This window comes from Streptomyces avermitilis MA-4680 = NBRC 14893 (genome assembly GCF_000009765.2).
GTDB lineage: Bacteria > Actinomycetota > Actinomycetes > Streptomycetales > Streptomycetaceae > Streptomyces > Streptomyces avermitilis.
Genome location: NC_003155.5, coordinates 5,353,363 through 5,374,719 on the forward strand (window position 1 = coordinate 5,353,363; position 21,357 = coordinate 5,374,719).

Consider the following 21,357-nt stretch of genomic DNA (forward strand, 5'->3'; position numbering starts at 1 on the left):
CCCCGAAAACGGGCGCCACGCGCGCGTGGCGTTTCCGCCCCTCTCACCGCCCCGGCCCGGTACCGCGCGCCGTTCAGCCGCTGAAGGCCTCGCACACCGCGTCGTACTCCCGCGTCCACCACACCGCCAGCGCCGAGGCGGCCGGGAACTGGGAGTCGGCCCGGGTGTCGCCGCGTTCGTAGTGCCAGCGCAGCATCCAGAAGTCGTTGAGGCGCTCCCACCACACGCGGTGCACGGCGGCCGCGAGCTCGGAGGGCTTGGCGTCCGCGGTACGGCGGTACGCGCGCGCGTAGGCCCGTGCCTTGGGGAGGTCGAGCGTGCCGACGGGACGTACGAAGAAGATCACCGCGGCCCGTACCGCCTCCTCCGCGCGGGGCTGTACGCCGAGCCGGTCCCAGTCCACGATGGCGGCCGGCGCGTCCCCCTTGTAGAGCAGGTTGAACGGGTGGAAGTCGCCGTGCACCCACCCCACCGAGCCGCCCCGCGGCGGCCGTCGGTCCGCGTGCTGCTCCAGCAGCGCGCGCCGTTCGAGAAGCCGGTGCCGGGCCAGTTCGTCGAAGGCGTCCGAGGGCCGGTGGCGGCGTACGCGGCCGAGGAGATCGTCGATGAGTGTGAAGGTGTCGGCGGGGTCGGCGCTCTCGGCCGGCTCGGCGGGTGCCCGGCCCTGCGCCGGCATCACCCGTTCCAGGCTCGCGTGCACCACGCCCAGCAGCGCCCCCAGCCGCCCGCACTGCTCGGCCGTGAGCTGGCCGCCGTGCCGGTGCCGTCCGTCGATCCACGGGTGCAGGGCGTACGCGTGGCCGCCGACGACCGCGACCGTGCGCCCGTCGTTGCCGGCCAGTGGCGGTGCCACTGGTACGCCGAGGTCCGCCAGGCGCTGGGTGGCCCGGTGCTGACGGGCGATCGCGGCCGGGTCGGCGGTCTCGGGGTCGAAGTGGTGCTTGAGGAAGTAGCGGCCACGGGTCGTGGCGACCCGGTAGCCGCGGTTGAGCAGCCCCTGATCCACGGGGACGCAGGTGAGCGCGGACCCGGCGGCGTACTGGCGGAGGAGGGTGCCCAGAGGGGGTGCGTGGGACACAGGGGGCGCGTGAAGCACAGGCAGTGGTACAGATGGGCGCGGCACGCGCCAGATGCTAGGGCACCGGACAGGCCCTTGAGCTGGGCCTTGTCACAGGCAGTCATTTTCGATCACCGGAAGTGCGTGGACTCGATCACGGTCGGCTCCGAAGCGGCGTTCCGGCCACCGGCACGGGGCGATCGTCCATGGAGAGTCCCTCCACGGAGTGATCGTTCATGGAGCGATCGTCCATGGTGTGATCGTCCATGAAGTGCACCGTGCCGAGCTGCGGCTCGATGCGCAGATACACGGGGTCGAAGGGCTCGCCGTCCACGCGGCCCGGCGCCGGGCCGAAGAGCGCGATCTGTGCGGCGGTCGGCTCGATCGCCTCACACCGGCCCACGATCTGCGCGGACCACAGGTTCCCGCCCGGCCCGGGGCGCCCGAGGTTGTCGGAGCCGTAGGCCACCACACTGCCCACGCAGGCCCGGTGGTACCCCCAGCCCCTGTGCAGGCGCAGCAGTACGCGTCCGGCCAGCACGATGTGGCGGACGCACACGAGGAAGGGCAGCGCGCGCATGCTCGTGGCCACCCGGCCGTGGTCGGCGCGGCCGATCAGTTCGACGGCGAGGTGTTCGTTGGTGGGCATGCCTCAAATCTGTGGCACCGAGGGGCCGTGGAAAAGGGGAACCCGCCCCCATTGGCCGGGACGTAAGTCCCGAATCGCCTGACTGATCCGCCGGCCGAGCCCTGACTGGTCTTCCCCGCCGGACAAGCCCTGACCGGCTCTTTTCCGCCGGACAAGCCCTGATCAGCTCTTTTCCGCCTGTATGCGCGCCACATAGGCGGCCGCCTGCGAACGTCTCTGCATCCCCAGTTTGGAAAGCAGACTCGATACATAATTCTTGATCGTCTTCTCGGCGAGGTGCAGCCGCTCACCGATCTCGCGGTTGGTGAGCCCCTCGCCGATGAGGTCGAGGATCCTGCGCTCCTGATCGGTCAGGTGCGCGAGCCGGTCGTCCTCCTTGGGGCCGCCACCCTCGCGCAGCCGCTCCAGGACGCGGGCGGTGGCCACGGGGTCGAGCAGGGACTTCCCGGCCGCGACGTCGCGTACCGCGGCCAGCAGTTCACTGCCGCGGATGTCCTTCAGGACGTACCCGGAGGCGCCCGCCATGATGGCGTCGAAGAGGGCCTCGTCGTCGGCGTAGGAGGTCAGCATCAGGCACTTGACGGCGTCGTTCTGCGAGCGGATCTCACGGCACACCTCCACACCGCTGCCGTCCGGGAGCCGTACGTCCAGCACGGCCACGTCCGGGTGGGTGGCCGGAATCCGTGCCAAGGCGTCGGCGGCCGTCCCCGCCTCGCCGACGACCTCGATGTCGTCCTCCCCCGAGAGCAGGTCGTGCACTCCTCGGCGGACCACCTCGTGGTCGTCCAAGAGGAATACAGTTATTTTTCCGGATTCGCTCACTGGGTAAGTCTCACACAGGACCCCTATGTCCGCCCGGAGTGGACTCTTCCCGCGCCCGGGGTCTCCGGGATAACGTGCCGGTGTTCCGGCCCCCTGCAAGGCTGTAACCAATGGCGTGACCAGCGGCTGTTTCCCGATTGACGCGATTTACTCGGACGTCCTACCGAAAAGTACTTGGAAATCCAAGCAAAATCGCAGGTCAGTAGGGGTTTCACAGAAATGTGGGGCACTGGGTAACGTGCATGGTGCAGGGCGCTCGCCGGGGCACCTGTCACGCCTGTTCCTGGCCGAGTGGCACCCACCCCGTGCACGGGTACTGGAGCAGGCGAGTCGCTTCCCCAAGCTCAAAAAGCGAGCAGGGGGAACCCCCAGCCACCCGGCAACCCCGGGGGCCGGACCGACGGAGGAGCACACGTGACCGTGGAGAGCACTGCCGCGCGAAAGCCGCGACGCAGCGCCGGTACGAAGAGCGCCGCAGCCAAGCGCACCAGCCCCGGCGCCAAGAAGTCACCGAGCACGACCGGCGCCGAGCACGAGCTGATTCAGCTGCTCACGCCCGACGGCCGGCGGGTGAAGAACCCCGAGTACGACGCGTACGTCGCGGACATCACCCCCGAAGAGCTGCGCGGTCTGTACCGGGACATGGTGCTGAGCCGCCGCTTCGACGCAGAGGCCACCTCCCTGCAACGCCAGGGCGAGCTGGGCCTGTGGGCCTCGATGCTCGGGCAGGAGGCCGCCCAGATCGGCTCGGGCCGGGCCACCCGTGACGACGACTACGTCTTCCCGACCTACCGCGAGCACGGCGTCGCCTGGTGCCGCGGGGTCGACCCCACCAACCTGCTCGGCATGTTCCGCGGCGTGAACAACGGCGGCTGGGATCCCAACAGCAACAACTTCCACCTCTACACGATCGTCATCGGCTCGCAGACGCTGCACGCCACCGGCTACGCCATGGGTATCGCCAAGGACGGCGCCGACTCGGCCGTGATCGCGTACTTCGGTGACGGCGCCTCCAGCCAGGGTGACGTCGCCGAATCGTTCACCTTCTCCGCGGTCTACAACGCCCCTGTCGTCTTCTTCTGCCAGAACAACCAGTGGGCGATCTCCGAGCCCACCGAGAAGCAGACCCGCGTCCCGCTCTACCAGCGCGCGCAGGGCTACGGCTTCCCGGGCGTCCGCGTCGACGGCAACGACGTACTGGCCTGCCTCGCCGTCACCAAGTGGGCCCTCGAGCGGGCCCGCCGGGGCGAGGGGCCCACGTTGGTCGAGGCGTTCACGTACCGCATGGGCGCGCACACCACCTCCGACGACCCGACCAAGTACCGGGCCGACGAGGAGCGCGAGGCGTGGGAGGCGAAGGACCCGATCCTGCGTCTGCGCACGTATCTCGAGGCCTCAAACCACGCGGACGAGGGATTCTTCGCGGAACTCGAGGTGGAGAGCGAGGCGTTGGGAAGGCGAGTGCGCGAAGTGGTGCGTGCCATGCCGGACCCGGACCACTTCGCCATCTTCGAGAACGTGTACGCGGACGGGCATGCGCTCGTCGACGAGGAGCGGGCGCAGTTCGCCGCCTACCAGGCGTCGTTCACGACGGAGCCTGACGGCGGCTCCGCCGCGGGACAGGGGGGTAACTGACATGGCCGAGAAGATGGCGATCGCCAAGGCGATCAACGAGTCGCTGCGCAAGGCCCTGGAGTCCGACCCCAAGGTTCTGATCATGGGTGAGGACGTCGGCAAGCTCGGTGGCGTCTTCCGCGTCACCGACGGCCTGCAGAAGGACTTCGGCGAGGAGCGGGTCATCGACACCCCGCTCGCCGAGTCGGGCATCGTCGGCACGGCGATCGGTCTCGCCCTGCGCGGCTACCGCCCGGTGGTGGAGATCCAGTTCGACGGCTTCGTCTTCCCGGCGTACGACCAGATCGTCACGCAGCTCGCGAAGATGCACGCGCGGGCGCTCGGCAAGATCAAGCTCCCCGTTGTCGTCCGCATCCCGTACGGCGGCGGCATCGGCGCCGTCGAGCACCACTCCGAGTCCCCCGAGGCGCTCTTCGCGCACGTGGCGGGCCTCAAGGTGGTCTCCCCGTCCAACGCGTCGGACGCGTACTGGATGATGCAGCAGGCCATCCAGAGCGACGACCCGGTGATCTTCTTCGAGCCGAAGCGGCGCTACTGGGACAAGGGCGAGGTCAACGTCGAGGCGATCCCCGACCCGCTGCACAAGGCCCGTGTGGTGCGTGAGGGCACCGACCTGACGCTCGCCGCGTACGGCCCGATGGTGAAGGTCTGCCAGGAGGCCGCGGCCGCCGCCGAGGAGGAGGGCAAGTCCCTGGAGGTCGTCGACCTGCGCTCCATGTCGCCGATCGACTTCGACGCCGTCCAGGCCTCCGTCGAGAAGACCCGCCGTCTGGTCGTGGTGCACGAGGCGCCGGTGTTCCTGGGCACGGGCGCGGAGATCGCCGCCCGCATCACGGAGCGCTGCTTCTACCACCTGGAGGCACCCGTGCTGAGGGTCGGCGGCTACCACGCCCCGTATCCGCCGGCGCGTCTGGAAGAGGAGTACCTTCCGGGCCTTGACCGGGTGCTCGATGCCGTCGACCGCTCGCTGGCGTACTGAGGAGAGGGTCGTGACGACGATGACTGAGGCGTCCGTGCGTGAGTTCAAGATGCCCGATGTGGGTGAGGGACTCACCGAGGCCGAGATCCTCAAGTGGTACGTCCAGCCCGGCGACACCGTCACCGACGGCCAGGTCGTCTGCGAGGTCGAGACCGCGAAGGCGGCCGTGGAACTCCCCATTCCGTACGACGGTGTCGTACGCGAACTCCGTTTCCCCGAGGGGACGACGGTGGACGTGGGACAGGTGATCATCGCGGTGGACGTGGCCGGCGACGCACCGGTGGCGGAGATCCCCGTGCCCGCGCAGGAGGCTCCGGTCCAGGAGGAGCCCAAGCCCGAGGGCCGCAAGCCCGTCCTCGTGGGCTACGGGGTGGCCGAGTCCTCCACCAAGCGCCGTCCGCGCAAGAGCGCGCCGGCGAGCGAGCCCGCTGCGGAGGGCACGTACTTCGCAGCGACCGTTCTCCAGGGCATCCAGGGCGAGCTGAACGGACACGGCGCGGTGAAGCAGCGTCCGCTGGCGAAGCCGCCGGTGCGCAAGCTGGCCAAGGACCTGGGCGTCGACCTCGCGACGATCACGCCGTCGGGCCCCGACGGCGTCATCACGCGCGAGGACGTGCACGCGGCGGTGGCGCCACCGCCGCCGGCACCCCAGCCCGTGCAGACGCCCGCTGCCCCGGCCCCGGCGCCGGTGGCCGCGTACGACACGGCTCGTGAGACCCGTGTCCCCGTCAAGGGCGTCCGCAAGGCGACGGCGGCGGCGATGGTCGGCTCGGCGTTCACGGCGCCGCACGTCACGGAGTTCGTGACGGTGGACGTGACGCGCACGATGAAGCTGGTCGAGGAGCTGAAGCAGGACAAGGAGTTCACCGGCCTGCGGGTGAACCCGCTGCTCCTCATCGCCAAGGCGCTCCTGGTCGCGATCAAGCGGAACCCGGACATCAACGCGTCCTGGGACGAGGCGAACCAGGAGATCGTCCTCAAGCACTATGTGAACCTGGGCATCGCGGCGGCCACCCCGCGCGGTCTGATCGTCCCGAACATCAAGGACGCCCACGCCAAGACGCTGCCGCAACTGGCCGAGTCACTGGGTGAGTTGGTGTCGACGGCCCGCGAGGGCAAGACGTCCCCGACGGCCATGCAGGGCGGCACGGTCACGATCACGAACGTCGGCGTCTTCGGCGTCGACACGGGCACGCCGATCCTCAACCCCGGCGAGTCCGCGATCCTCGCGGTCGGCGCGATCAAGCTCCAGCCGTGGGTCCACAAGGGCAAGGTCAAGCCCCGACAGGTCACCACGCTGGCGCTCAGCTTCGACCATCGCCTGGTCGACGGCGAGCTGGGCTCCAAGGTGCTGGCCGACGTGGCGGCGATCCTGGAGCAGCCGAAGCGGCTGATCACCTGGGCCTAGCGCCCACCGGCCACGACAAAGGGGACCGACCGCGGACGAGCGGCCGGTCCCCTTCGTCGTGGTGAGTGGGTGCGGATCAGACCGCGAAGCCGTAGTTCAGCAGCTTCTTCGCGTCCGCCGTGCGGTTGGCGACCGACGTCGAGGCGAGGACCGTCCCGATGACCGTCTTGCCGTTGCGGGTGGCGGCGAAGACCAGGCAGAACTTGGCCTCGGGGCCCGAGCCCGTCTTCACACCGATCGTGCCGGTGTAGGTGCCGAGCAGCGGGTTGGTGTTGTCCCAGTTGTAGTAGCGGTAGCCGCCGCTCTTGGTCGTCGCCTTCTGCTTCGTCGACTTCGTCTTCACGACCGTGCGGAAGGTGGAGCTCTTCATCGCGCTGCTGGCGAGCTTCGTCAGGTCGCGCGGCGTCGAGTAGTTGCTGCCGTGACCGATGCCGTCGAACGAGTCGAAGTGGGTGTTCGTCATGCCCAGGCTCTTGGCCGTGGAGTTCATCTTGGAGAGGAACGACTTCACCCGCGCGGCCCGGGTCGAGCCGCTGCCGAACTTGTCGGCGAGCGCGTACGCGGCGTCGCAGCCCGACGGCAGCATCAGCCCGTACAGCAGCTGACGGACGGTGACCTTGTCGCCGACGATCAGGTGCGCCGAGGAGGCGTAGTTGTTGTCGACGATGTAGTCGCTGTACGCCTTCTGGACCGTGACCTTGGCGTCCAGGTTCAGGTTCGACTGCGACAGCACCACCTTGGCAGTCATGATCTTGGTGGTGGAGCCGGTGGAGAGCTTGGTGTCGGCCGCCTTGGTGTACAGGCTCTTTCCGGTGCCGTTGTTCATCACGTAACCGCCCTTGGCGGTGATCGTGGGCTTGGTGACGGCCTGCGCGGGTGCCGCGGTGAGGGCGCCGGTGGAGAGCACGGCGCCGGCAGTGATCACTGCGGCGGCAGCCCTGCGGATCCGCCCGCCCTTAATGCCGGTAATCAAGTTGAACGCTCCGATTGCGTCTCTAAAGCACTGAAATGCCCCTGAAAAGCGGCCAGATGAAGGTGCCGCTTTCTCGTGAGACTCGTGAGTAGCACAAAAGGATGTGCACTTGCTGGAGAGTTTGTTGTGACGGATGCGTTCGGTCCACATCGTGGAACGGCCCCTTCATGCGTACGTGTTGTATCTAAGATGTGTGCATGTCTTCAGCCCCGTCCGCGGCCCCCGCGCCCGAGCAGCCGACCCTCAAGCGGCCGCCCGCCGCCGACCGGGTGTACGCGCACGTCAAGCAGGGCGTTCTGGAACGCCGTTACGAAGGCGGGACGCTGCTCACCGAGGGCGAACTGGCCGAGGAGGTCGGGGTCTCACGGACTCCCGTGCGGGAGGCGCTGCTGAGGCTGGAGGTCGAAGGGCTGATCAGGCTCTACCCGAAAAAGGGAGCTCTCGTCCTGCCGGTCTCCGCCCAGGAGATCGCGGACGTGGTCGAGACCCGTCAGCTCGTCGAGGAGCACTCCGCGCGGAAGGCGGTCCCCGCCTCGCCGCAGCTGATCGCCCGTCTCGAAGAGCTGCTCGCCAAGCAGAAGGAGCAGGCCGCGGCCGGGGACCTGGCCGGCGCCGCCGTCACCGACCGCTGCTTCCACGCCGAGATCGTGCGCAGCGGGGGCAACGAGATCCTCTCCCGGCTCTACGACCAGCTCCGCGACCGGCAGTTGAGGATGGGCGTCGCCGTGATGCACGCCCACCCCGACCGGATCACCAAGACGCTCACCGAGCACGAGGCGATTCTCGAAGCGCTGCGCTCCGGTGACGCGGAGGCCGTCGTCGGCATCATCCACCAGCACGTCAGCTGGTTCTCCAACCTGGCCCGGGGCGAGGTCCGATGAGCGCGGGGCGCGGACCGACGGGCGGGGGGCGCGGACCGATGAGCTCCGGCGGCGCCGTCTCGCTCCCCGGGGACCCGCCCGGCGGGCGCCGCGCCGTTGCCGTCTGGGGCATCGGTGTCTCCGTCTACTTCGTCGCGGTCATCTTCCGTACGTCGCTGGGGGTGGCCGGGCTCGACGCCGCGGACCGCTTCCACGTCAACGCCTCGGCCCTGTCCACCTTCTCGATCCTCCAGCTCCTCGTGTACGCGGGCATGCAGATACCGGTCGGGCTGCTGGTCGACCGGCTCGGCACCAAGAAGGTGCTGGCCATCGGTGTGGTGCTGTTCACGGCGGGGCAGTTGGGCTTCGCGTTCTCCTCCTCGTACGGCATGGCGCTCGCCTCACGCGCGCTGCTGGGCTGTGGTGACGCGATGACCTTCATCAGCGTGCTGCGGCTCGGCACACGCTGGTTCCCGGCCCGCCGCAGTCCGCTGGTCGCCCAGCTCGCGGGTCTGGTCGGCATGGCGGGCAACCTGGTCTCGACGCTCGTCCTCGCCCGGCTGCTGCACGGGGTGGGCTGGACGGCGGCGTTCGCGGGCAGCGCGGCCGCGGGGGTCGTGGTCCTCGTACTCCTGCTGCTGTTCCTGAAGGACCACCCCGAGGGGCACGAGCCGGAGCCGTTCCCGCACCACGGATCGGCGTACGTACGACGGCAGATCGCGGCGTCCTGGCGCGAGCCCGGCACGCGCCTGGGGATGTGGGTGCACTTCACGACGCAGTTCCCGGCGATGGTGTTCCTGCTGCTGTGGGGGCTGCCGTTCCTGGTGCAGGCGCAGGGGCTGTCCCGGGCGACGGCGGGGGAGCTGCTCACCCTGGTGGTGCTCTCCAACATGGTGGTGGGACTGGTGTACGGCCAGGTCGTCGCCCGGCATCACGCGGCGCGGCTGCCGCTGGCGCTCGGCACGGTGGCGTCGACGGCGGTGGTGTGGGCACTCACGCTGGCCTACCCGGCCGACCGGGCCCCGATGTGGATGCTGATCGTGCTGTGCACGGTGCTGGGAGCCTGTGGGCCGGCGTCGATGATCGGCTTCGACTTCGCGCGCCCCGCGAATCCGCCGGAGCGGCAGGGGACGGCGTCCGGGATCACCAACATGGGTGGTTTCGTCGCCTCGATGACGACGCTGTTCGCGATCGGGGTCCTGCTCGACGCGACCGGTGACGACTACGGCGTGGCGTTCTCCGCGGTGTTCGTCCTCCAGGCCGTCGGCATCAGCCAGATCCTGCGACTGCGGAAGCAGGCCGCCCGGCGGGAGCGGGAGCGGCTGGTGGCCAGCCGGGTGGAGACGGTGCACGTGCCTGCCTAGGCACGCGGTCGGCGGGCCGGAGCGGAGGCAGGGGACGAGGCCGGCGGGGACGCCAGCCGACGCCGAGGTTCGCCCGGGCCGGCCCCCGCACCAGCTGAAACCGCGCGCGTGAAGGGTGAGGCGTGAGGTGGGGGACCCGAGCCCCCGCCCCCCGGTTACGGCGTGACCGCGAACGACAGCAGGATCGCCGCGGTCAGCTCCGGGTCGCCCTCCGCCTTGATGCGGTCCTTCACGACGTCCGCCGTCACCCGGCCGCAGGCCAGGCGGTAGTACGTCTCCCAGTCGAGCGTCAGGGTCACCGCCGGGCCGAGCGAGGGGGTGCCGTCTATCGAACCGCGGCCCTCCGCGTCGACGCGTACCGTCCGCAGGAACTCGACCGGACCGTGGACGTCGAAGACGACCGCCGAGCCCGCGGGGGCACCCGCGTTCTTGGCGACGACCTTCGGGAGGGCGGCGAGCAGTTCGTCGCGGGTGATGTACGCACCCGGCGAGTCCAGGTTCCCCGGCCGGCCAAGGGCGGCGCGGAGGTCCTGCTCGTGCACCCACACGTCGAACGCCCGGTTGCGCATGGCCTCTTCGAGGGTCGGCTCGGAGCCCAGCGGCCCGCGCACCTTCGTCTCTGGGGCCCGCGACTCGTTCCGCAGCTGCCGGTTGCGCCGGATCACCGTGTACTCCAGCTCGGACGTCATCTCCGGCGCCGTGTGATGACGGCGGACGTCGACCTGCATCTCCATGTACCGCTGGTGCTCGTTCGTGACGTGGAACAGGTCGCGGGGGAGGGTGTGGATCGGACGGGGGTCGCCGAGCATCTCGCAGTCGAGGCCGATGACATGCGAGACGAGGTCCCTCACCGACCAGCCGGGGCAGGGCGTACGCCGGTTCCACTCACCCTCCACGAGCGGCGTCACCAGCTCGGATATCGCTTCGATCGAGTGGGTCCAGGCGTCGGCGTAGGGCTGAAGAGTGGGATGCAGACTCACGGAACGGGACCCCTCGGGCGGTTGGAACGCGGGCAGTGCGCGGGCGGTGGGTGCCTCGGAACGCTAAGTTACGCTGCTGTGAGGCACCCCGGCAGTGCTTTCGTGTGACGATCGTAGGCCCGTATGGACGGCTCGAATGCCAGGACGGTGGTAGTGTGCGCGCCTCTCTCCTCCAGATCCGTGTAGACGAGGGCGAATCGGTTGATTCGCGTCGGCGGCGTGTGACGTCTCTCGTACGAGAACAAGCCGGTGTCGATCTCGTGGTGCTGCCCGAGCTGTGGACGACGGGTGCGTTCGCCTACGAGTCGTTCGACGCGGAGGCCGAGTCGCTCGAGGGACCGACGTCCGACGCCATGGCGAACGCGGCGAGCGAGGCGGGCGTGTGGCTGCACGCCGGCTCGATCCCCGAGCGCGCGCCGGACGGCACCCTGTACAACACCTCCCTCGTCTTCACCCCCGGGGGTGAACTCGCCGCCACGTACCGCAAGATCCACCGCTTCGGTTTCGACAAGGGCGAGGCCGTGCTGATGGGGGCGGGGAGCGAGCTGGTGACGGTGCGGCTGCCGGAGACGACCGTGGGCGTGGCCACCTGCTACGACCTTCGCTTTCCCGAGCTCTTCCGCGGGCTCGTCGACGCGGGCGCCGAGACGCTCGTGATCCCGGCGGGCTGGCCGGAGCGCCGACGCTCCCACTGGACGCTGCTGGCTCAGGCGCGGGCCGTCGAGAACCAGGCGTTCGTGCTCGCGTGTGGAACGGCCGGTACGCATGCGGGAGTTCCCCAGGCGGGTCACTCGATCGTGGTCGATCCGTGGGGTGAGGTGCTGGCCGAGGCCGGGACGGACGAGGAGATCCTGACGGTCGAGTTCGACCCGGCGAAGGTGGCCGTGACGCGGGAACAGTTCCCGGCGCTGAAGGACCGGGTGCTGGGGTCGACGTCCACCGCCCGCAGGCAAGCGCCGTAGCCCTCCGGCCCTCCAGCGGTCCTCCGGTCCAGTCCTCCGGCCCTCCAGTCCCCCAGCCCTCCAGCCCTCAGTCCTCTCCGCGTTCCTTCTCCGCCAGGTGGATCACACACACCGCCACCGCGATCAGCAGCGCCGGGTCCGCGTCGTCCCTGACGACGTCGACGCCGTACGTCTCCCGGACGTGCAGCCAGCGCCGGGAGATCTGGGCCAGGAGTTCGTCCTCGTAGTCGATGGCGAACTCGCGGTCCAGGATCTTGCCGCTGACGTCGAGTTCCGTGCCGTCGACCAGGGTGACGCGATAGTGGTTGCGCAGCAGGGACAGGCGTTTGCGCTTGATCGTCGCCAGCGGTTCGCCGTCCCGCTCGATCACCATCGTGTCCCGCAGGGCGAACATCTTCTGGTGGATGTCGATCAGCACACGTCCCTGCGTGTCCTTCAGCTCGAAGGTGTCCCGCAGCCGCATCGCCTTGCCGTCGACCAGGAACACCTTGTTGCCGTGCTGGTCCTCGATCCAGTAGTCGTCACCGAAGCCGAGGAGCCGGTCGCGTACGAGGAATCTCATACGGTGAGGGCTTCCCCCGTGGCGGGTCCGAAACGCCGCCGATAGGCCGACGGGCCGAGTCCCGTCCGCCGACCACCCGACTACTTGACCACCCGACTGCTTGACCACCCGACCGTCCGAACCGGACGCGCAGGAACCGGACCCGCCAAAGTCCCCCGCGGCAACCCGCCCGCGGGGGACTCGTCGTGGACCGTGGCTTCCGACTACCGGTAGCCCTCGCCCCGCTTGTTCTCCTCGCCGAGGAGCTCCTCCTCGTCCCGCATCCGCTCCCGCCCCTGCTCGCGGTCGCGCATGTCGTCCTCGCGCCGGGAGCCGCGCGACGGAGGCATCCCCTCGCGGTCGACTATCTCGCCCTCGCCCCGCATCCGGTCGCGCTGCGGGCCGCGGTTGCGGGTGTCGTCGTCGCGCATGTTCGAGTCCTTGGTGTTCCGTGGCATGGAACTGCTCCTTTACAGTGACCCCCCTCCGTGTGCGTCGAGCATCTCTCCGTTACGACCCGAACGCATCCCGGACGGAATCGAGCACGCTGAGTGACCGAGTTATCCACAGGCTCAGTGGCCCCGTTCACCCGGATGGCACCCTTGACGCATGAACGACTCCGCACCCCGCCGCGTCCGTGTGCGCGCCCCCGAGCTGATCGGCAAGGGCGGCTGGCTGAACACGGGAGACAAGCAGTACACCCTCGCTGACCTGCGAGGACGCATCGTCGTCCTGGATTTCTGGACATTTTGCTGCATCAACTGTCTGCATGTCCTGGACGAGCTGCGGGAGCTGGAGGAGAAGCACCGGGACACGGTGGTGATCATCGGTGTGCACTCGCCGAAGTTCGTTCACGAGGCGGAACATCAGGCGGTGGTGGACGCGGTCGAGCGGTACGGCGTGGAGCACCCGGTCCTCGACGACCCCGAGCTGGCGACCTGGAAGCAGTACGCCGTCCGCGCCTGGCCGACGCTCGTCGTGATCGACCCCGAGGGGTACGTCGTCGCCCAGCACGCGGGCGAGGGGCACGCCCACGCCATCGCCGCGCTCGTCGCGGAGTTGGAGGCGGAGCACGAGGCCAAGGGCACCCTGCGCCGCGGCGACGGGCCGTACGTGGCGCCGGAGCCCGAGCCCACGGTGCTGCGCTTCCCCGGCAAGGCCCTCCTGCTGCCCTCGGGGAACTTCCTGGTCAGCGACACCACCCGGCATCAGCTGGTGGAGCTGGCGGCGGACGGCGAGTCGGTGGTTCGGCGGATCGGGTCGGGCATCCGGGGATTCGCCGACGGCCCGGCCGACGCGGCGAGCTTCAGTGAGCCCCAGGGCATGACGCTGCTCGACGAGGACGTAGTGGTCGTCGCCGACACGGTGAACCACGCGCTGCGCCGCCTGGACCTCGCGACCGGCGAGGTCACGACGCTCGCGGGCACCGGCCGGCAGTGGTGGCAGGGCTCGCCGGCCTCCGGTCCGGCCCGCGAGGTCGACCTGTCGTCGCCGTGGGACGTGGCGGTCTTCGGCGGCCGGGTGTGGATCGCGATGGCGGGGGGTGCACCAGCTGTGGACGTACGACCCGGCGGCGGGGACGGTCGAGGTCGGGGCGGGCACGACGAACGAGGGGCTGGTCGACGGACCGGGTGAGGAGGCGTGGTTCGCCCAGCCGTCGGGACTCGCGGCGACCGCGGACCGCCTGTGGCTGGCGGACTCCGAGACGTCCGCCCTGCGCTGGGTGGACCTGGACGGAGCGGTCCACACGGCCGTCGGCACCGGCCTGTTCGACTTCGGGCATCGGGACGGGGACGCCGAACAGGCGCTGCTCCAGCACCCGTTGGGGGTGACGGCGCTGCCCGACGGCTCGGTCGCGGTGAGCGACACGTACAACCACGCGCTGCGGCGCTACGACCCGGCGACGGGCGAAGTGACCACGCTGGCCACGGACTTGCGGGAGCCCAGCGACGCGGTGCTCGTGGGCGACGACATCGTGGTCGTCGAGTCGGCCCGGCATCGGCTGACCCGGCTGCGGCTGCCGGAGGAGGCGGTACGAGTGGCCTCGGTCGCCCATCGCACCCAGCGCGCGGCGACCGAAGTGGCGCCCGGCAGGCTCCAGTTGGATGTGATCTTCCAGGCGCCCGCGGGGCAGAAGCTCGACACCCGTTACGGCCCGTCGACCCGCCTGCTGGTCTCCTCCACCCCGCCCGAGCTGCTGCTGAACGGGGAGGGGGCGGACCCGGACCTGTCCCGCACGCTGGAGCTGAACCCCGCGATACCGGAGGGTGTGCTGCACGTCTCCGCGATGGCGGCGTCCTGCGACGACGACCCCGCGAACGAGTACCCGGCCTGCCATGTCCACCAGCAGGACTGGGGCGTGCCGGTCCGCCTCACGGAAGGCGGCGCGGACCGGCTCCCGCTGGTGCTGGCGGGCATGGACGCCTGACGGACGGGGCCCGGCAGCGTCCGCTGCCGGGCGGGGGGCAACCAGCTGCTACACGCCGTACCCGTCGCTGTAGCCGTCACGGTGGTGGTGCCGCTCCTCCTCGATCACCGGGGCGCTGGGCGGCATCACCACCCGCCTCCGGCGGGCGATGCTGCTGAAGGTCGCGACCCCGATCAGGCCGACGATCATGAAGATGACACCGACCAGAGGGAGGTTGATCCCCTCCATGTGCCAGTCGGTGGCGAACGTGAGGATGGCCCCCACGGCGATCAGAATGATGCATCCACCCAGGCCCATGAGTCCTGCCCTCCCTGTCCCAGCCGGTAGTTCCGGCTGGGACCCGGGTACCCGGGACTCGTACACCCATGCGGAGCCGGTCGCTCCCGACGGCGGGGACCGGCCTGATCCGCCGGACAGGCCCTAGCCCTCCAGGAACGCCACCAGCGAGTTCGCCAGCAGGAACGGGTCGTCGGTGGCGCACAGTTCGCGGGCGCTGTGCATCGACAGGATCGCCGCGCCGATGTCGACGGTGCGGATGCCGTGGCGGGCCGCGGTGATCGGGCCGATGGTGGTGCCGCAGGGCATGGAGTTGTTGGAGACGAAGGTCTGGAAGGGGACGTTCGCCTTCTCGCAGGCGGCGGCGAAGATCGCGCGACCCGAACCGTCCGTGGCGTAGCGGTTGTTGACGTTCACCTTCAGGATCGGGCCGCCGCCCGCGCGCGGGTGGTGCGTCGGGTCGTGCCGCTCCGCGTAGTTGGGGTGGACGGCGTGGCCCGTGTCGGAGGAGAGACAGACCGAGCCGGCGAAGGCGCGTGCCCGGTCCTCGTACGAGCCCGACCGCGCGAACACCGAGCGCTCCAGCACCGATCCGAGCAGCGGTCCGTCGGCGCCCGTGTCCGACTGCGAGCCGTTCTCCTCGTGGTCGAACGCCGCGAGCACCGGGATGTACGCGAGCGAGGCGTCGGCGGCGGCCACCGCGGTCAGCGCCGCCGTGCCCGCGTGCACCGACAGCAGGTTGTCCATGCGCGGGCCGGCCAGCAGCTCGTTGTCGCGGCCGAGGTAGGAGGGGGCCTCGACGGAATGGGTCATGAGGTCCCAACCGGTCACCTCGCCCGCGGACAGCCCCAGCTCCGCTTCCAGGAACGCGATCAGGTCGCCGTCCCGGACGTCGCCGCCCAGACCCCAGATGGGCTGAAGATGACGCTGCTTGTCGAGCTTCAGGCCGTCGGTGGAGACGGAACGGTCGAGGTGAATGGCGAGCTGGGGCACGCGCAGCAGCGGGCGGTCGATGTTCACCAGGCGCGTGGAGCCGTCGCGCAGCGACAGCCGGCCCGCCAGGCCCAGATCGCGGTCGAGCCAGGAATTGAGCAGCGGTCCGCCGTAGATCTCCACGGCGATCTGCCGCCAGCCGTGCGCCCCGCTGTCCGGCCGGGGCTTCACCCGGAGATTGGGGGAGTCGGTGTGAGCGCCCACGATCCGGAACGGCGTGTGGGGGTCGGCGCCCTCGGGGACGTACCAGGCGATGAGCGCGCCGCCACGCACCACGTACTTCCCGCCACTGGTCGAGTCCCACGCGTCCGTCTCGGCGACCTGCCGGAAGCCGGCCTTCTCCAGCCGCTCCGCGGCGTTCGTCACGGCGTGGTACGGCGACGGGCTCGCCGCCAGGAAGGACATGAGGTCGTCGGTGTGGCCGCGGTCGAAGCGGACTGGGTTGCTCATACGTTCACCTTAACGACGAGCGAGGGCCCGCTCCCCGGGATGGGGAGCGGGCCCTCGTAAGGGGGATGTGAAGGGCGGACACCCGATCGGAAGGACGGGTGCGGCTTCGTCGCCCGCCCCGGTGGGGGGAGGGTGGCGCTTTGCCCCTGGTCGGGCTAGAACGCGGCCTCGTCCAGCTCCATCAGGTCCAGGTCGACGCCCTCGGCCAGCTTGCGGGCGCCGGTGACGCCGGGCAGGACGTTGGCCGCGAAGAACTTCGCCGCCGCTATCTTGCCCGTGTAGAACGGCTTGTCCTTCGCCGAGGCCGTCTCCAGCTTCTCGGCGGCCACCGCGGCACCGCGCAGCAGCAGGTAGCCGACGACCACGTCGCCCGAGGCCAGCAGCAGGCGGGTGGTGTTCAGGCCCACCTTGTAGATGTTCTTGACGTCCTGCTCGGTCGCCGCGAGGTCCGTGAGCATCAGGCCGACGATGGCCTCCAGCTCGACGGCCGCCTTGGCGAGCTGCTCGCGGGCCGGGGCCAGCTCCTCGCCGCCGGTGCCGATCGCCAGGAACTTCTTGATGTCCTCGGCCAGCGAGTTCAGCGCCGTGCCCTGGTTGCGGACGATCTTCCGGAAGAAGAAGTCCTGGCCCTGGATCGCGGTCGTGCCCTCGTACAGGGTGTCGATCTTGGCGTCGCGGATGTACTGCTCGATCGGGTATTCCTGGAGGAAGCCGGAGCCGCCGAAGGTCTGCAGGGACTGGGCGAGCTGCTCGTAGCCTTTCTCGGAGCCGTAGCCCTTGACGATCGGCAGGAGCAGGTCGTTGAGGGCCTCGAGGGCGGTGGTGTCCTCGCCGGCGGACTCCTTGACCTGGATGTCGTCCTGGATCGCGGCGGTGTGCAGCACCAGGGCGCGCATGCCCTCCGCGTACGCCTTCTGCGTCATCAGCGAGCGGCGCACGTCCGGGTGGTGCGTGATGGTGACCTTGGGCGCGGTCTTGTCCATGAAGTTCGCGAGGTCCGGACCCTGGACGCGCTCCGTGGCGTACTCCAGGGCGTTCAGGTAGCCGGTCGACAGGGTCGAGATCGCCTTCGTGCCGACCATCATGCGGGCGAACTCGATGATGCGGAACATCTGGCGGATGCCGTCGTGCTTGTCGCCGATCAGCCAGCCCTTGGCGGGGTGGCGGTCGCCGAAGGTCATCTCGCAGGTGTTGGACGCCTTGAGGCCCATCTTGTGCTCGACGTTCGTCGCGTACGCGCCGTTGCGCTCGCCCAGCTCGCCGGTCTCGAAGTCGAACTCGTACTTCGGTACGAGGAAGAGGGACAGGCCCTTGGTGCCGGGGCCCGCGCCCTCGGGACGGGCGAGCACGTAGTGGAGGATGTTCTCCGACATGTCGTGCTCACCGGACGTGATGAACCGCTTCACGCCCTCGATGTGCCAGGAGCCGTCCTCCTGCTGGACCGCCTTGGTGCGGCCCGCGCCCACGTCCGAGCCGGCGTCCGGCTCGGTGAGCACCATGGTGGAGCCCCACTGCTTCTCGACCGCGATCTTCGCGATGTGCTTCTGGACCTCGTTGCCCTCTTCGAAGAGGATGCCCGCGAAGGCCGGGCCGGAGGAGTACATCCAGACCGCCGGGTTGGCGCCGAGCACCAGCTCCGCGTACGCCCAGATCAGGGAGCGGGGGGAGGTGGTGCCGCCGATCTCCTCGGGCAGGCCGAGGCGCCAGTACTCGGAGTCCATGAAGGCCTGGTAGCTCTTCTTGAAGGACGCCGGGACGGGCGCGGTGTTCGTCTCGGGGTCGAAGACCGGCGGGTTGCGGTCGGCGTCCGCGAAGGACTCCGCCAGCTCGTTCTCCGAAAGGCGGGTCAGCTCCTCGAGGATGCTCTTGGCGGTGTCGGTGTCCATTTCCGCGAACGGGCCGGTGCCGTACAGCTTGTCGCGCCCGAGCACCTCGAAGAGGTTGAACTCGATGTCGCGGAGATTCGACTTGTAGTGCCCCATGGCGACGGCTCCGTAAGGGATCGGGGAGGCCGGCGATCTAGCAGCCTCGTACACGTACCAGCAAGTAGCTAAGATGATGCTACCCGTCGGTAATAAGAAGCAAGCCCTCACGGCTCATATGTGGCCCACTAGTCTTTGACGCATGTACGGCTACGAGCAGAGCGCGGGTGCCCAGCAGGGCTACATCCCGCCGCAGCAGCAGATGCCCGGCGGTTACGGGCAGCAGGCGCCGCTGTACCCCGAGCCGTCGCCGCCGTCGCTCGCGGACGCGGTCCGCGCCTTCACCACGGGCTCCATGTCCGCCGAGGACTTCCAGCAGGTCTTCTCGGCCTCGAAGGTGTACTGCCCGCGCGGCGACAACCCCGGCTTCCTCGCGCTGCACAACACCCAGCAGCCCGTGATCCCGATGTTCACCTCGCTCAAGGAGCTGCGCCGGTACGCGGGCAAGGAGTCCAAGTACTTCGTGATCACCGGTGCCGAGGTGATCGACCTGCTGCCGACCGGGTACGGGTTCGTGCTCGACATGGAGGGCGAGCACCGGATGGTGTTCGACGCCAAGGCGGTCGAGCAGATGGTCGACTTCGCCATGCGCCGTATGTACGGCTAGATGTACGGCTAGATCTACGGCTAGGGCTTGCTTCAGCCACCTTCAGCCACCTTCAGTTATCTTCAGACACCTTCAGTCACCGGACGCCCGGAGGGAATTCCCTCCGGGCGTCCGTCGTTGTGGGTGGCAGAAAGTTCAACAGTCAACTAAACTCGAAGCACAAGGAGGTACCGACATGCCTGCAGTGACCGTCGAGAACCCGCTGACCCTGCCCCGCGTGGTCGCGTCGGCCGACGCCGTGGCTCGTCCCGTACTCGCCGTGACGACCGCGCCGAGCGGCTTCGAGGGCGAGGGGTTCCCGGTTCGCCGTGCGTTCGCCGGGATCAACTACCGCCACCTCGACCCGTTCATCATGATGGACCAGATGGGCGAGGTGGAGTACGCGCCGGGCGAGCCCAAGGGCACCCCCTGGCACCCGCACCGCGGCTTCGAGACCGTGACCTACATCCTCGACGGCATCTTCGACCACCAGGACTCCAACGGTGGCGGTGGCACCATCACCAACGGTGACACCCAGTGGATGACCGCCGGCTCGGGCCTTTTGCACATCGAGGCGCCGCCGGAGTCCCTCGTCATGTCGGGCGGCCTCTTCCACGGCATCCAGCTCTGGGTCAACCTGCCCGCCAAGGACAAGATGATGGCCCCGCGCTACCAGGACATCCGTGGTGGTCAGGTCCAGCTGCTGAGCACCCCCGACGGCGGCGCGCTGCTGCGCGTCATCGCCGGTGAGCTCGACGGTCACCAGGGCCCCGGCATCACGCACACGCCGATCTCCCTGGTGCACGCCACGGTGGCGCCCGGCGCGGAGGTCACCCTCCCGTGGCGCGAGGACTTCAACGGTCTGGCGTACGTCCTCGCCGGGCGCGGCAGCGTCGGTACGGACCGCCGTCCGGTGCACACCGGTCAGACGGCCGTCTTCGGCGCGGGCTCGTCGATCACGGTCCGCGCGGACGAGAAGCAGGACGCGAACACGCCGGACCTCGAGGTCGTCCTCCTGGGCGGTCAGCCGATCCGCGAGCCGATGGCGCACTACGGGCCGTTCGTCATGAACACCCGCGAGGAGCTCCAGCAGGCCGTGGAGGACTTCCAGAAGGGCCGCCTCGGCACGATCCCGGCGGTGCACGGGATGGCCGAGGGCGGGCTGTAAGGGCTGTAAGGGCGATAAGAGCTTGTAAGAGCTTGTAGAACCCTGAGGGCCTTGAGGGCCGTAAGGGCCTTGAGAGGGGAGCCGGGGCGGCCAGTGCCCCGGCTCCCCTCTCGGCTGTGGCTGACGCCTCGTCACCCGGGTGGGCCGTTCCGGCAGGACGGCGCGCCCCGGGGGTGATGGGGTGCAGGTGTGCAGCTACTCCCCGAAGGCGCCCGGCGGCTGGCGGCCTGGTGTGCCGTCATCCTGCTCGTCGCCGGGGTCGGGTGGGTCGGGGTCCAGCTGTGCGGGGAGTTGCGCACCGCCGTCGTACCCGTGCTGCTCGCGCTGCTGGGGACCGCGCTCCTCGGGCCCCTCCACCGCAGGCTCGTCAGGGTCGGCGTGAACCGGTCGCTGGCCGCCGGCATCACCTGTGTCGCGGTCGTGGCCGTCGTCGGCGGCGCCGTGTACATCGTCGTCGCCGCGCTCCTCGACACCGGCGACGAGATCGTCGCCTCGCTCAAGCGGGCGGCGCAGTCCGTCGCCGCCCACTTCGGGGCCGCCGGGACCTCGCTGGACGACCTGGCCTCCAACGCGAAGGAACTTCTCACCAAGTTCGGCGGGACGGCCGCCTCCAACGTCATCAGCGGCGTCAGTGTCGTCGGCGAGAGCATCGCCATGGCCGTACTGGCCCTGCTGCTCGTGTTCTTCTTCCTGCGCGACTCCCACCGGGCCGCCGGGCTGCTGCGGTCGCTCGCCCCGGGCGGCACCGCCGACACCGTCGAGGCGATGGCCCGGCGGGCCTTCGAGGCCGTCGAGGGCTTTATGCGCGGCACGACGCTCATCGCGTTCATCGACGCCGTGTGCATCACCGTCGGGCTGCTGATCCTCGGCGTGCCGGGCGCGGTCGGCCTCGGCGCGCTGGTCTTCGTCGGCGCGTACATCCCCTACCTCGGCGCCTTCATCTCCGGCGCGCTGGCGGTGCTGGTGGCCCTCGCCGACCGGGGGTTCGTCATCGCGCTGTGGGCGCTCGGGGTGGTCGCCGCGGTGCAGGTTCTGGAAGGGCATGTGCTCCAGCCGGCGATCCAGAGCCGGACCGTGCAGATGCATCCGGCGGTGGTGATGCTCACCATCACGGGAGGGGCCTCGGTCGCCGGGATCCTCGGCATGCTGCTCGCCGTACCCCTGACGGCGGCCGCGTTCGCGGTCGTGCACGAACTTCGTGCGCGGTACGCGGCGGACACCCCCCAGCCATAGATCCGGGCGTC

General features: G+C 69.6%; 19 protein-coding genes and 1 pseudogene. 10 read left to right on the forward strand and 10 right to left on the reverse strand.

Features of this window, described 5'->3' with window-relative positions:
* Nucleotides 1-73: 73 nt before the first annotated feature.
* From SAVERM_RS22610 to SAVERM_RS22620, 3 genes are all read right to left on the reverse strand, one after another.
* Nucleotides 74-1,078, reverse strand: a complete 1,005-nt coding sequence (locus tag SAVERM_RS22610) for a phosphotransferase (RefSeq protein ID WP_171033167.1) — start codon at nucleotides 1,076-1,078, stop codon at nucleotides 74-76.
* Between the two features lie 133 nt (nucleotides 1,079-1,211).
* A complete protein-coding gene (locus SAVERM_RS22615; RefSeq protein ID WP_010985799.1) occupies nucleotides 1,212-1,706 on the reverse strand; it encodes a pyridoxamine 5'-phosphate oxidase family protein in 495 nt (164 codons plus the stop codon).
* Between the two features lie 162 nt (nucleotides 1,707-1,868).
* Nucleotides 1,869-2,528: a response regulator gene (locus tag SAVERM_RS22620; RefSeq protein ID WP_010985800.1), complete on the reverse strand. Its 660-nt coding sequence runs from the start codon at nucleotides 2,526-2,528 to the stop codon at nucleotides 1,869-1,871.
* Between the two features lie 414 nt (nucleotides 2,529-2,942).
* Here SAVERM_RS22620 and pdhA point away from each other — a divergent pair, with 414 nt between their 5' ends.
* Genes pdhA through SAVERM_RS22635 form a run of 3 tightly spaced genes read left to right on the forward strand, consistent with a single transcriptional unit; the run spans nucleotide 2,943 to nucleotide 6,550 of the window.
* The gene (gene pdhA, locus SAVERM_RS22625) at nucleotides 2,943-4,163 is read left to right on the forward strand and encodes a pyruvate dehydrogenase (acetyl-transferring) E1 component subunit alpha (protein WP_010985801.1); all 1,221 of its coding nucleotides are present in this window, start codon (nucleotides 2,943-2,945) and stop codon (nucleotides 4,161-4,163) included.
* A gap of 1 nt (nucleotide 4,164) precedes the next feature.
* On the forward strand, nucleotides 4,165-5,142 hold the full coding sequence (locus tag SAVERM_RS22630; protein WP_010985802.1) for an alpha-ketoacid dehydrogenase subunit beta: 978 nt from the start codon (nucleotides 4,165-4,167) through the stop codon (nucleotides 5,140-5,142).
* Nucleotides 5,143-5,152: 10 nt separating this feature from the next.
* Nucleotides 5,153-6,550, forward strand: coding sequence for a dihydrolipoamide acetyltransferase family protein (locus tag SAVERM_RS22635; RefSeq protein ID WP_037647761.1), 1,398 nt, complete (start codon nucleotides 5,153-5,155; stop codon nucleotides 6,548-6,550).
* Between the two features lie 76 nt (nucleotides 6,551-6,626).
* Here SAVERM_RS22635 and SAVERM_RS22640 read toward each other — a convergent pair whose 3' ends face one another.
* Nucleotides 6,627-7,523, reverse strand: coding sequence for a D-alanyl-D-alanine carboxypeptidase family protein (locus tag SAVERM_RS22640; protein ID WP_042493425.1), 897 nt, complete (start codon nucleotides 7,521-7,523; stop codon nucleotides 6,627-6,629).
* A 197-nt stretch (nucleotides 7,524-7,720) separates the two neighbouring features.
* On the opposite strand from SAVERM_RS22640, the gene SAVERM_RS22645 reads away from it, so the two are divergent.
* Together SAVERM_RS22645 and SAVERM_RS22650 are read left to right on the forward strand one after the other, a co-directional pair.
* Nucleotides 7,721-8,404: a GntR family transcriptional regulator gene (locus SAVERM_RS22645; protein WP_010985805.1), complete on the forward strand. Its 684-nt coding sequence runs from the start codon at nucleotides 7,721-7,723 to the stop codon at nucleotides 8,402-8,404.
* Nucleotides 8,405-8,442: 38 nt separating this feature from the next.
* On the forward strand, nucleotides 8,443-9,747 hold the full coding sequence (locus tag SAVERM_RS22650) for an MFS transporter (RefSeq protein WP_037647763.1): 1,305 nt from the start codon (nucleotides 8,443-8,445) through the stop codon (nucleotides 9,745-9,747).
* A gap of 155 nt (nucleotides 9,748-9,902) precedes the next feature.
* Here the strand turns inward: SAVERM_RS22650 and SAVERM_RS22655 are convergent, their stop codons facing one another.
* Entirely contained in the window at nucleotides 9,903-10,727 is an 825-nt protein-coding gene (locus tag SAVERM_RS22655) for a maleylpyruvate isomerase family mycothiol-dependent enzyme (RefSeq protein WP_010985807.1), read from the reverse strand.
* A 155-nt stretch (nucleotides 10,728-10,882) separates the two neighbouring features.
* Here SAVERM_RS22655 and SAVERM_RS22660 point away from each other — a divergent pair, with 155 nt between their 5' ends.
* The gene (locus SAVERM_RS22660; protein WP_010985808.1) at nucleotides 10,883-11,689 is read left to right on the forward strand and encodes a carbon-nitrogen family hydrolase; all 807 of its coding nucleotides are present in this window, start codon (nucleotides 10,883-10,885) and stop codon (nucleotides 11,687-11,689) included.
* 67 nt (nucleotides 11,690-11,756) lie between these two features.
* Here the strand turns inward: SAVERM_RS22660 and SAVERM_RS22665 are convergent, their stop codons facing one another.
* Nucleotides 11,757-12,251: an LURP-one-related/scramblase family protein gene (locus SAVERM_RS22665; protein ID WP_010985809.1), complete on the reverse strand. Its 495-nt coding sequence runs from the start codon at nucleotides 12,249-12,251 to the stop codon at nucleotides 11,757-11,759.
* 203 nt (nucleotides 12,252-12,454) lie between these two features.
* On the reverse strand, nucleotides 12,455-12,688 hold the full coding sequence (locus tag SAVERM_RS22670; protein WP_010985810.1) for a hypothetical protein: 234 nt from the start codon (nucleotides 12,686-12,688) through the stop codon (nucleotides 12,455-12,457).
* A gap of 151 nt (nucleotides 12,689-12,839) precedes the next feature.
* On the opposite strand from SAVERM_RS22670, the pseudogene SAVERM_RS22675 reads away from it, so the two are divergent.
* A pseudogene (locus tag SAVERM_RS22675) lies at nucleotides 12,840-14,658 on the forward strand (thioredoxin-like domain-containing protein).
* 48 nt (nucleotides 14,659-14,706) lie between these two features.
* Here SAVERM_RS22675 and SAVERM_RS22680 read toward each other — a convergent pair.
* From SAVERM_RS22680 to SAVERM_RS22690, 3 genes are all read right to left on the reverse strand, one after another.
* The gene (locus SAVERM_RS22680; protein ID WP_010985813.1) at nucleotides 14,707-14,955 is read right to left on the reverse strand and encodes a hypothetical protein; all 249 of its coding nucleotides are present in this window, start codon (nucleotides 14,953-14,955) and stop codon (nucleotides 14,707-14,709) included.
* Between the two features lie 123 nt (nucleotides 14,956-15,078).
* Entirely contained in the window at nucleotides 15,079-16,377 is a 1,299-nt protein-coding gene (locus tag SAVERM_RS22685) for a M18 family aminopeptidase (protein WP_010985814.1), read from the reverse strand.
* 155 nt (nucleotides 16,378-16,532) lie between these two features.
* On the reverse strand, nucleotides 16,533-18,359 hold the full coding sequence (locus tag SAVERM_RS22690; protein ID WP_010985815.1) for an acyl-CoA dehydrogenase: 1,827 nt from the start codon (nucleotides 18,357-18,359) through the stop codon (nucleotides 16,533-16,535).
* A gap of 142 nt (nucleotides 18,360-18,501) precedes the next feature.
* Between SAVERM_RS22690 and SAVERM_RS22695 the strand changes: the two genes are divergently transcribed.
* The 3 genes from SAVERM_RS22695 (at nucleotide 18,502) to SAVERM_RS22705 (ending at nucleotide 21,346) form a co-directional block, all read left to right on the forward strand.
* A complete protein-coding gene (locus tag SAVERM_RS22695) occupies nucleotides 18,502-18,966 on the forward strand; it encodes an SseB family protein (RefSeq protein ID WP_010985816.1) in 465 nt (154 codons plus the stop codon).
* A gap of 175 nt (nucleotides 18,967-19,141) precedes the next feature.
* Nucleotides 19,142-20,113, forward strand: coding sequence for a pirin family protein (locus SAVERM_RS22700; protein ID WP_010985817.1), 972 nt, complete (start codon nucleotides 19,142-19,144; stop codon nucleotides 20,111-20,113).
* 189 nt (nucleotides 20,114-20,302) lie between these two features.
* The gene (locus SAVERM_RS22705; RefSeq protein ID WP_010985818.1) at nucleotides 20,303-21,346 is read left to right on the forward strand and encodes an AI-2E family transporter; all 1,044 of its coding nucleotides are present in this window, start codon (nucleotides 20,303-20,305) and stop codon (nucleotides 21,344-21,346) included.
* The last annotated feature ends 11 nt before the right edge of the window (nucleotides 21,347-21,357 follow it).

What these genes read in the sequence shown, in the direction of transcription:
- SAVERM_RS22615 (WP_010985799.1), bottom strand. Translation starts at nt 1,706, where the DNA reads ATGCCCACCAACGAACACCTCGCCGTCGAACTGATCGGCCGCGCCGAC.
- SAVERM_RS22630 (WP_010985802.1), top strand. Translation starts at nt 4,165, where the DNA reads ATGGCCGAGAAGATGGCGATCGCCAAGGCGATCAACGAGTCGCTGCGC.
- SAVERM_RS22645 (WP_010985805.1), top strand. Translation starts at nt 7,721, where the DNA reads ATGTCTTCAGCCCCGTCCGCGGCCCCCGCGCCCGAGCAGCCGACCCTC.
- SAVERM_RS22650 (WP_037647763.1), top strand. Translation starts at nt 8,443, where the DNA reads ATGAGCTCCGGCGGCGCCGTCTCGCTCCCCGGGGACCCGCCCGGCGGG.
- SAVERM_RS22665 (WP_010985809.1), bottom strand. Translation starts at nt 12,251, where the DNA reads ATGAGATTCCTCGTACGCGACCGGCTCCTCGGCTTCGGTGACGACTAC.
- SAVERM_RS22670 (WP_010985810.1), bottom strand. Translation starts at nt 12,688, where the DNA reads ATGCCACGGAACACCAAGGACTCGAACATGCGCGACGACGACACCCGC.
- SAVERM_RS22680 (WP_010985813.1), bottom strand. Translation starts at nt 14,955, where the DNA reads ATGGGCCTGGGTGGATGCATCATTCTGATCGCCGTGGGGGCCATCCTC.
- SAVERM_RS22685 (WP_010985814.1), bottom strand. Translation starts at nt 16,377, where the DNA reads ATGAGCAACCCAGTCCGCTTCGACCGCGGCCACACCGACGACCTCATG.
- SAVERM_RS22690 (WP_010985815.1), bottom strand. Translation starts at nt 18,359, where the DNA reads ATGGGGCACTACAAGTCGAATCTCCGCGACATCGAGTTCAACCTCTTC.
- SAVERM_RS22695 (WP_010985816.1), top strand. Translation starts at nt 18,502, where the DNA reads ATGTACGGCTACGAGCAGAGCGCGGGTGCCCAGCAGGGCTACATCCCG.
- SAVERM_RS22700 (WP_010985817.1), top strand. Translation starts at nt 19,142, where the DNA reads ATGCCTGCAGTGACCGTCGAGAACCCGCTGACCCTGCCCCGCGTGGTC.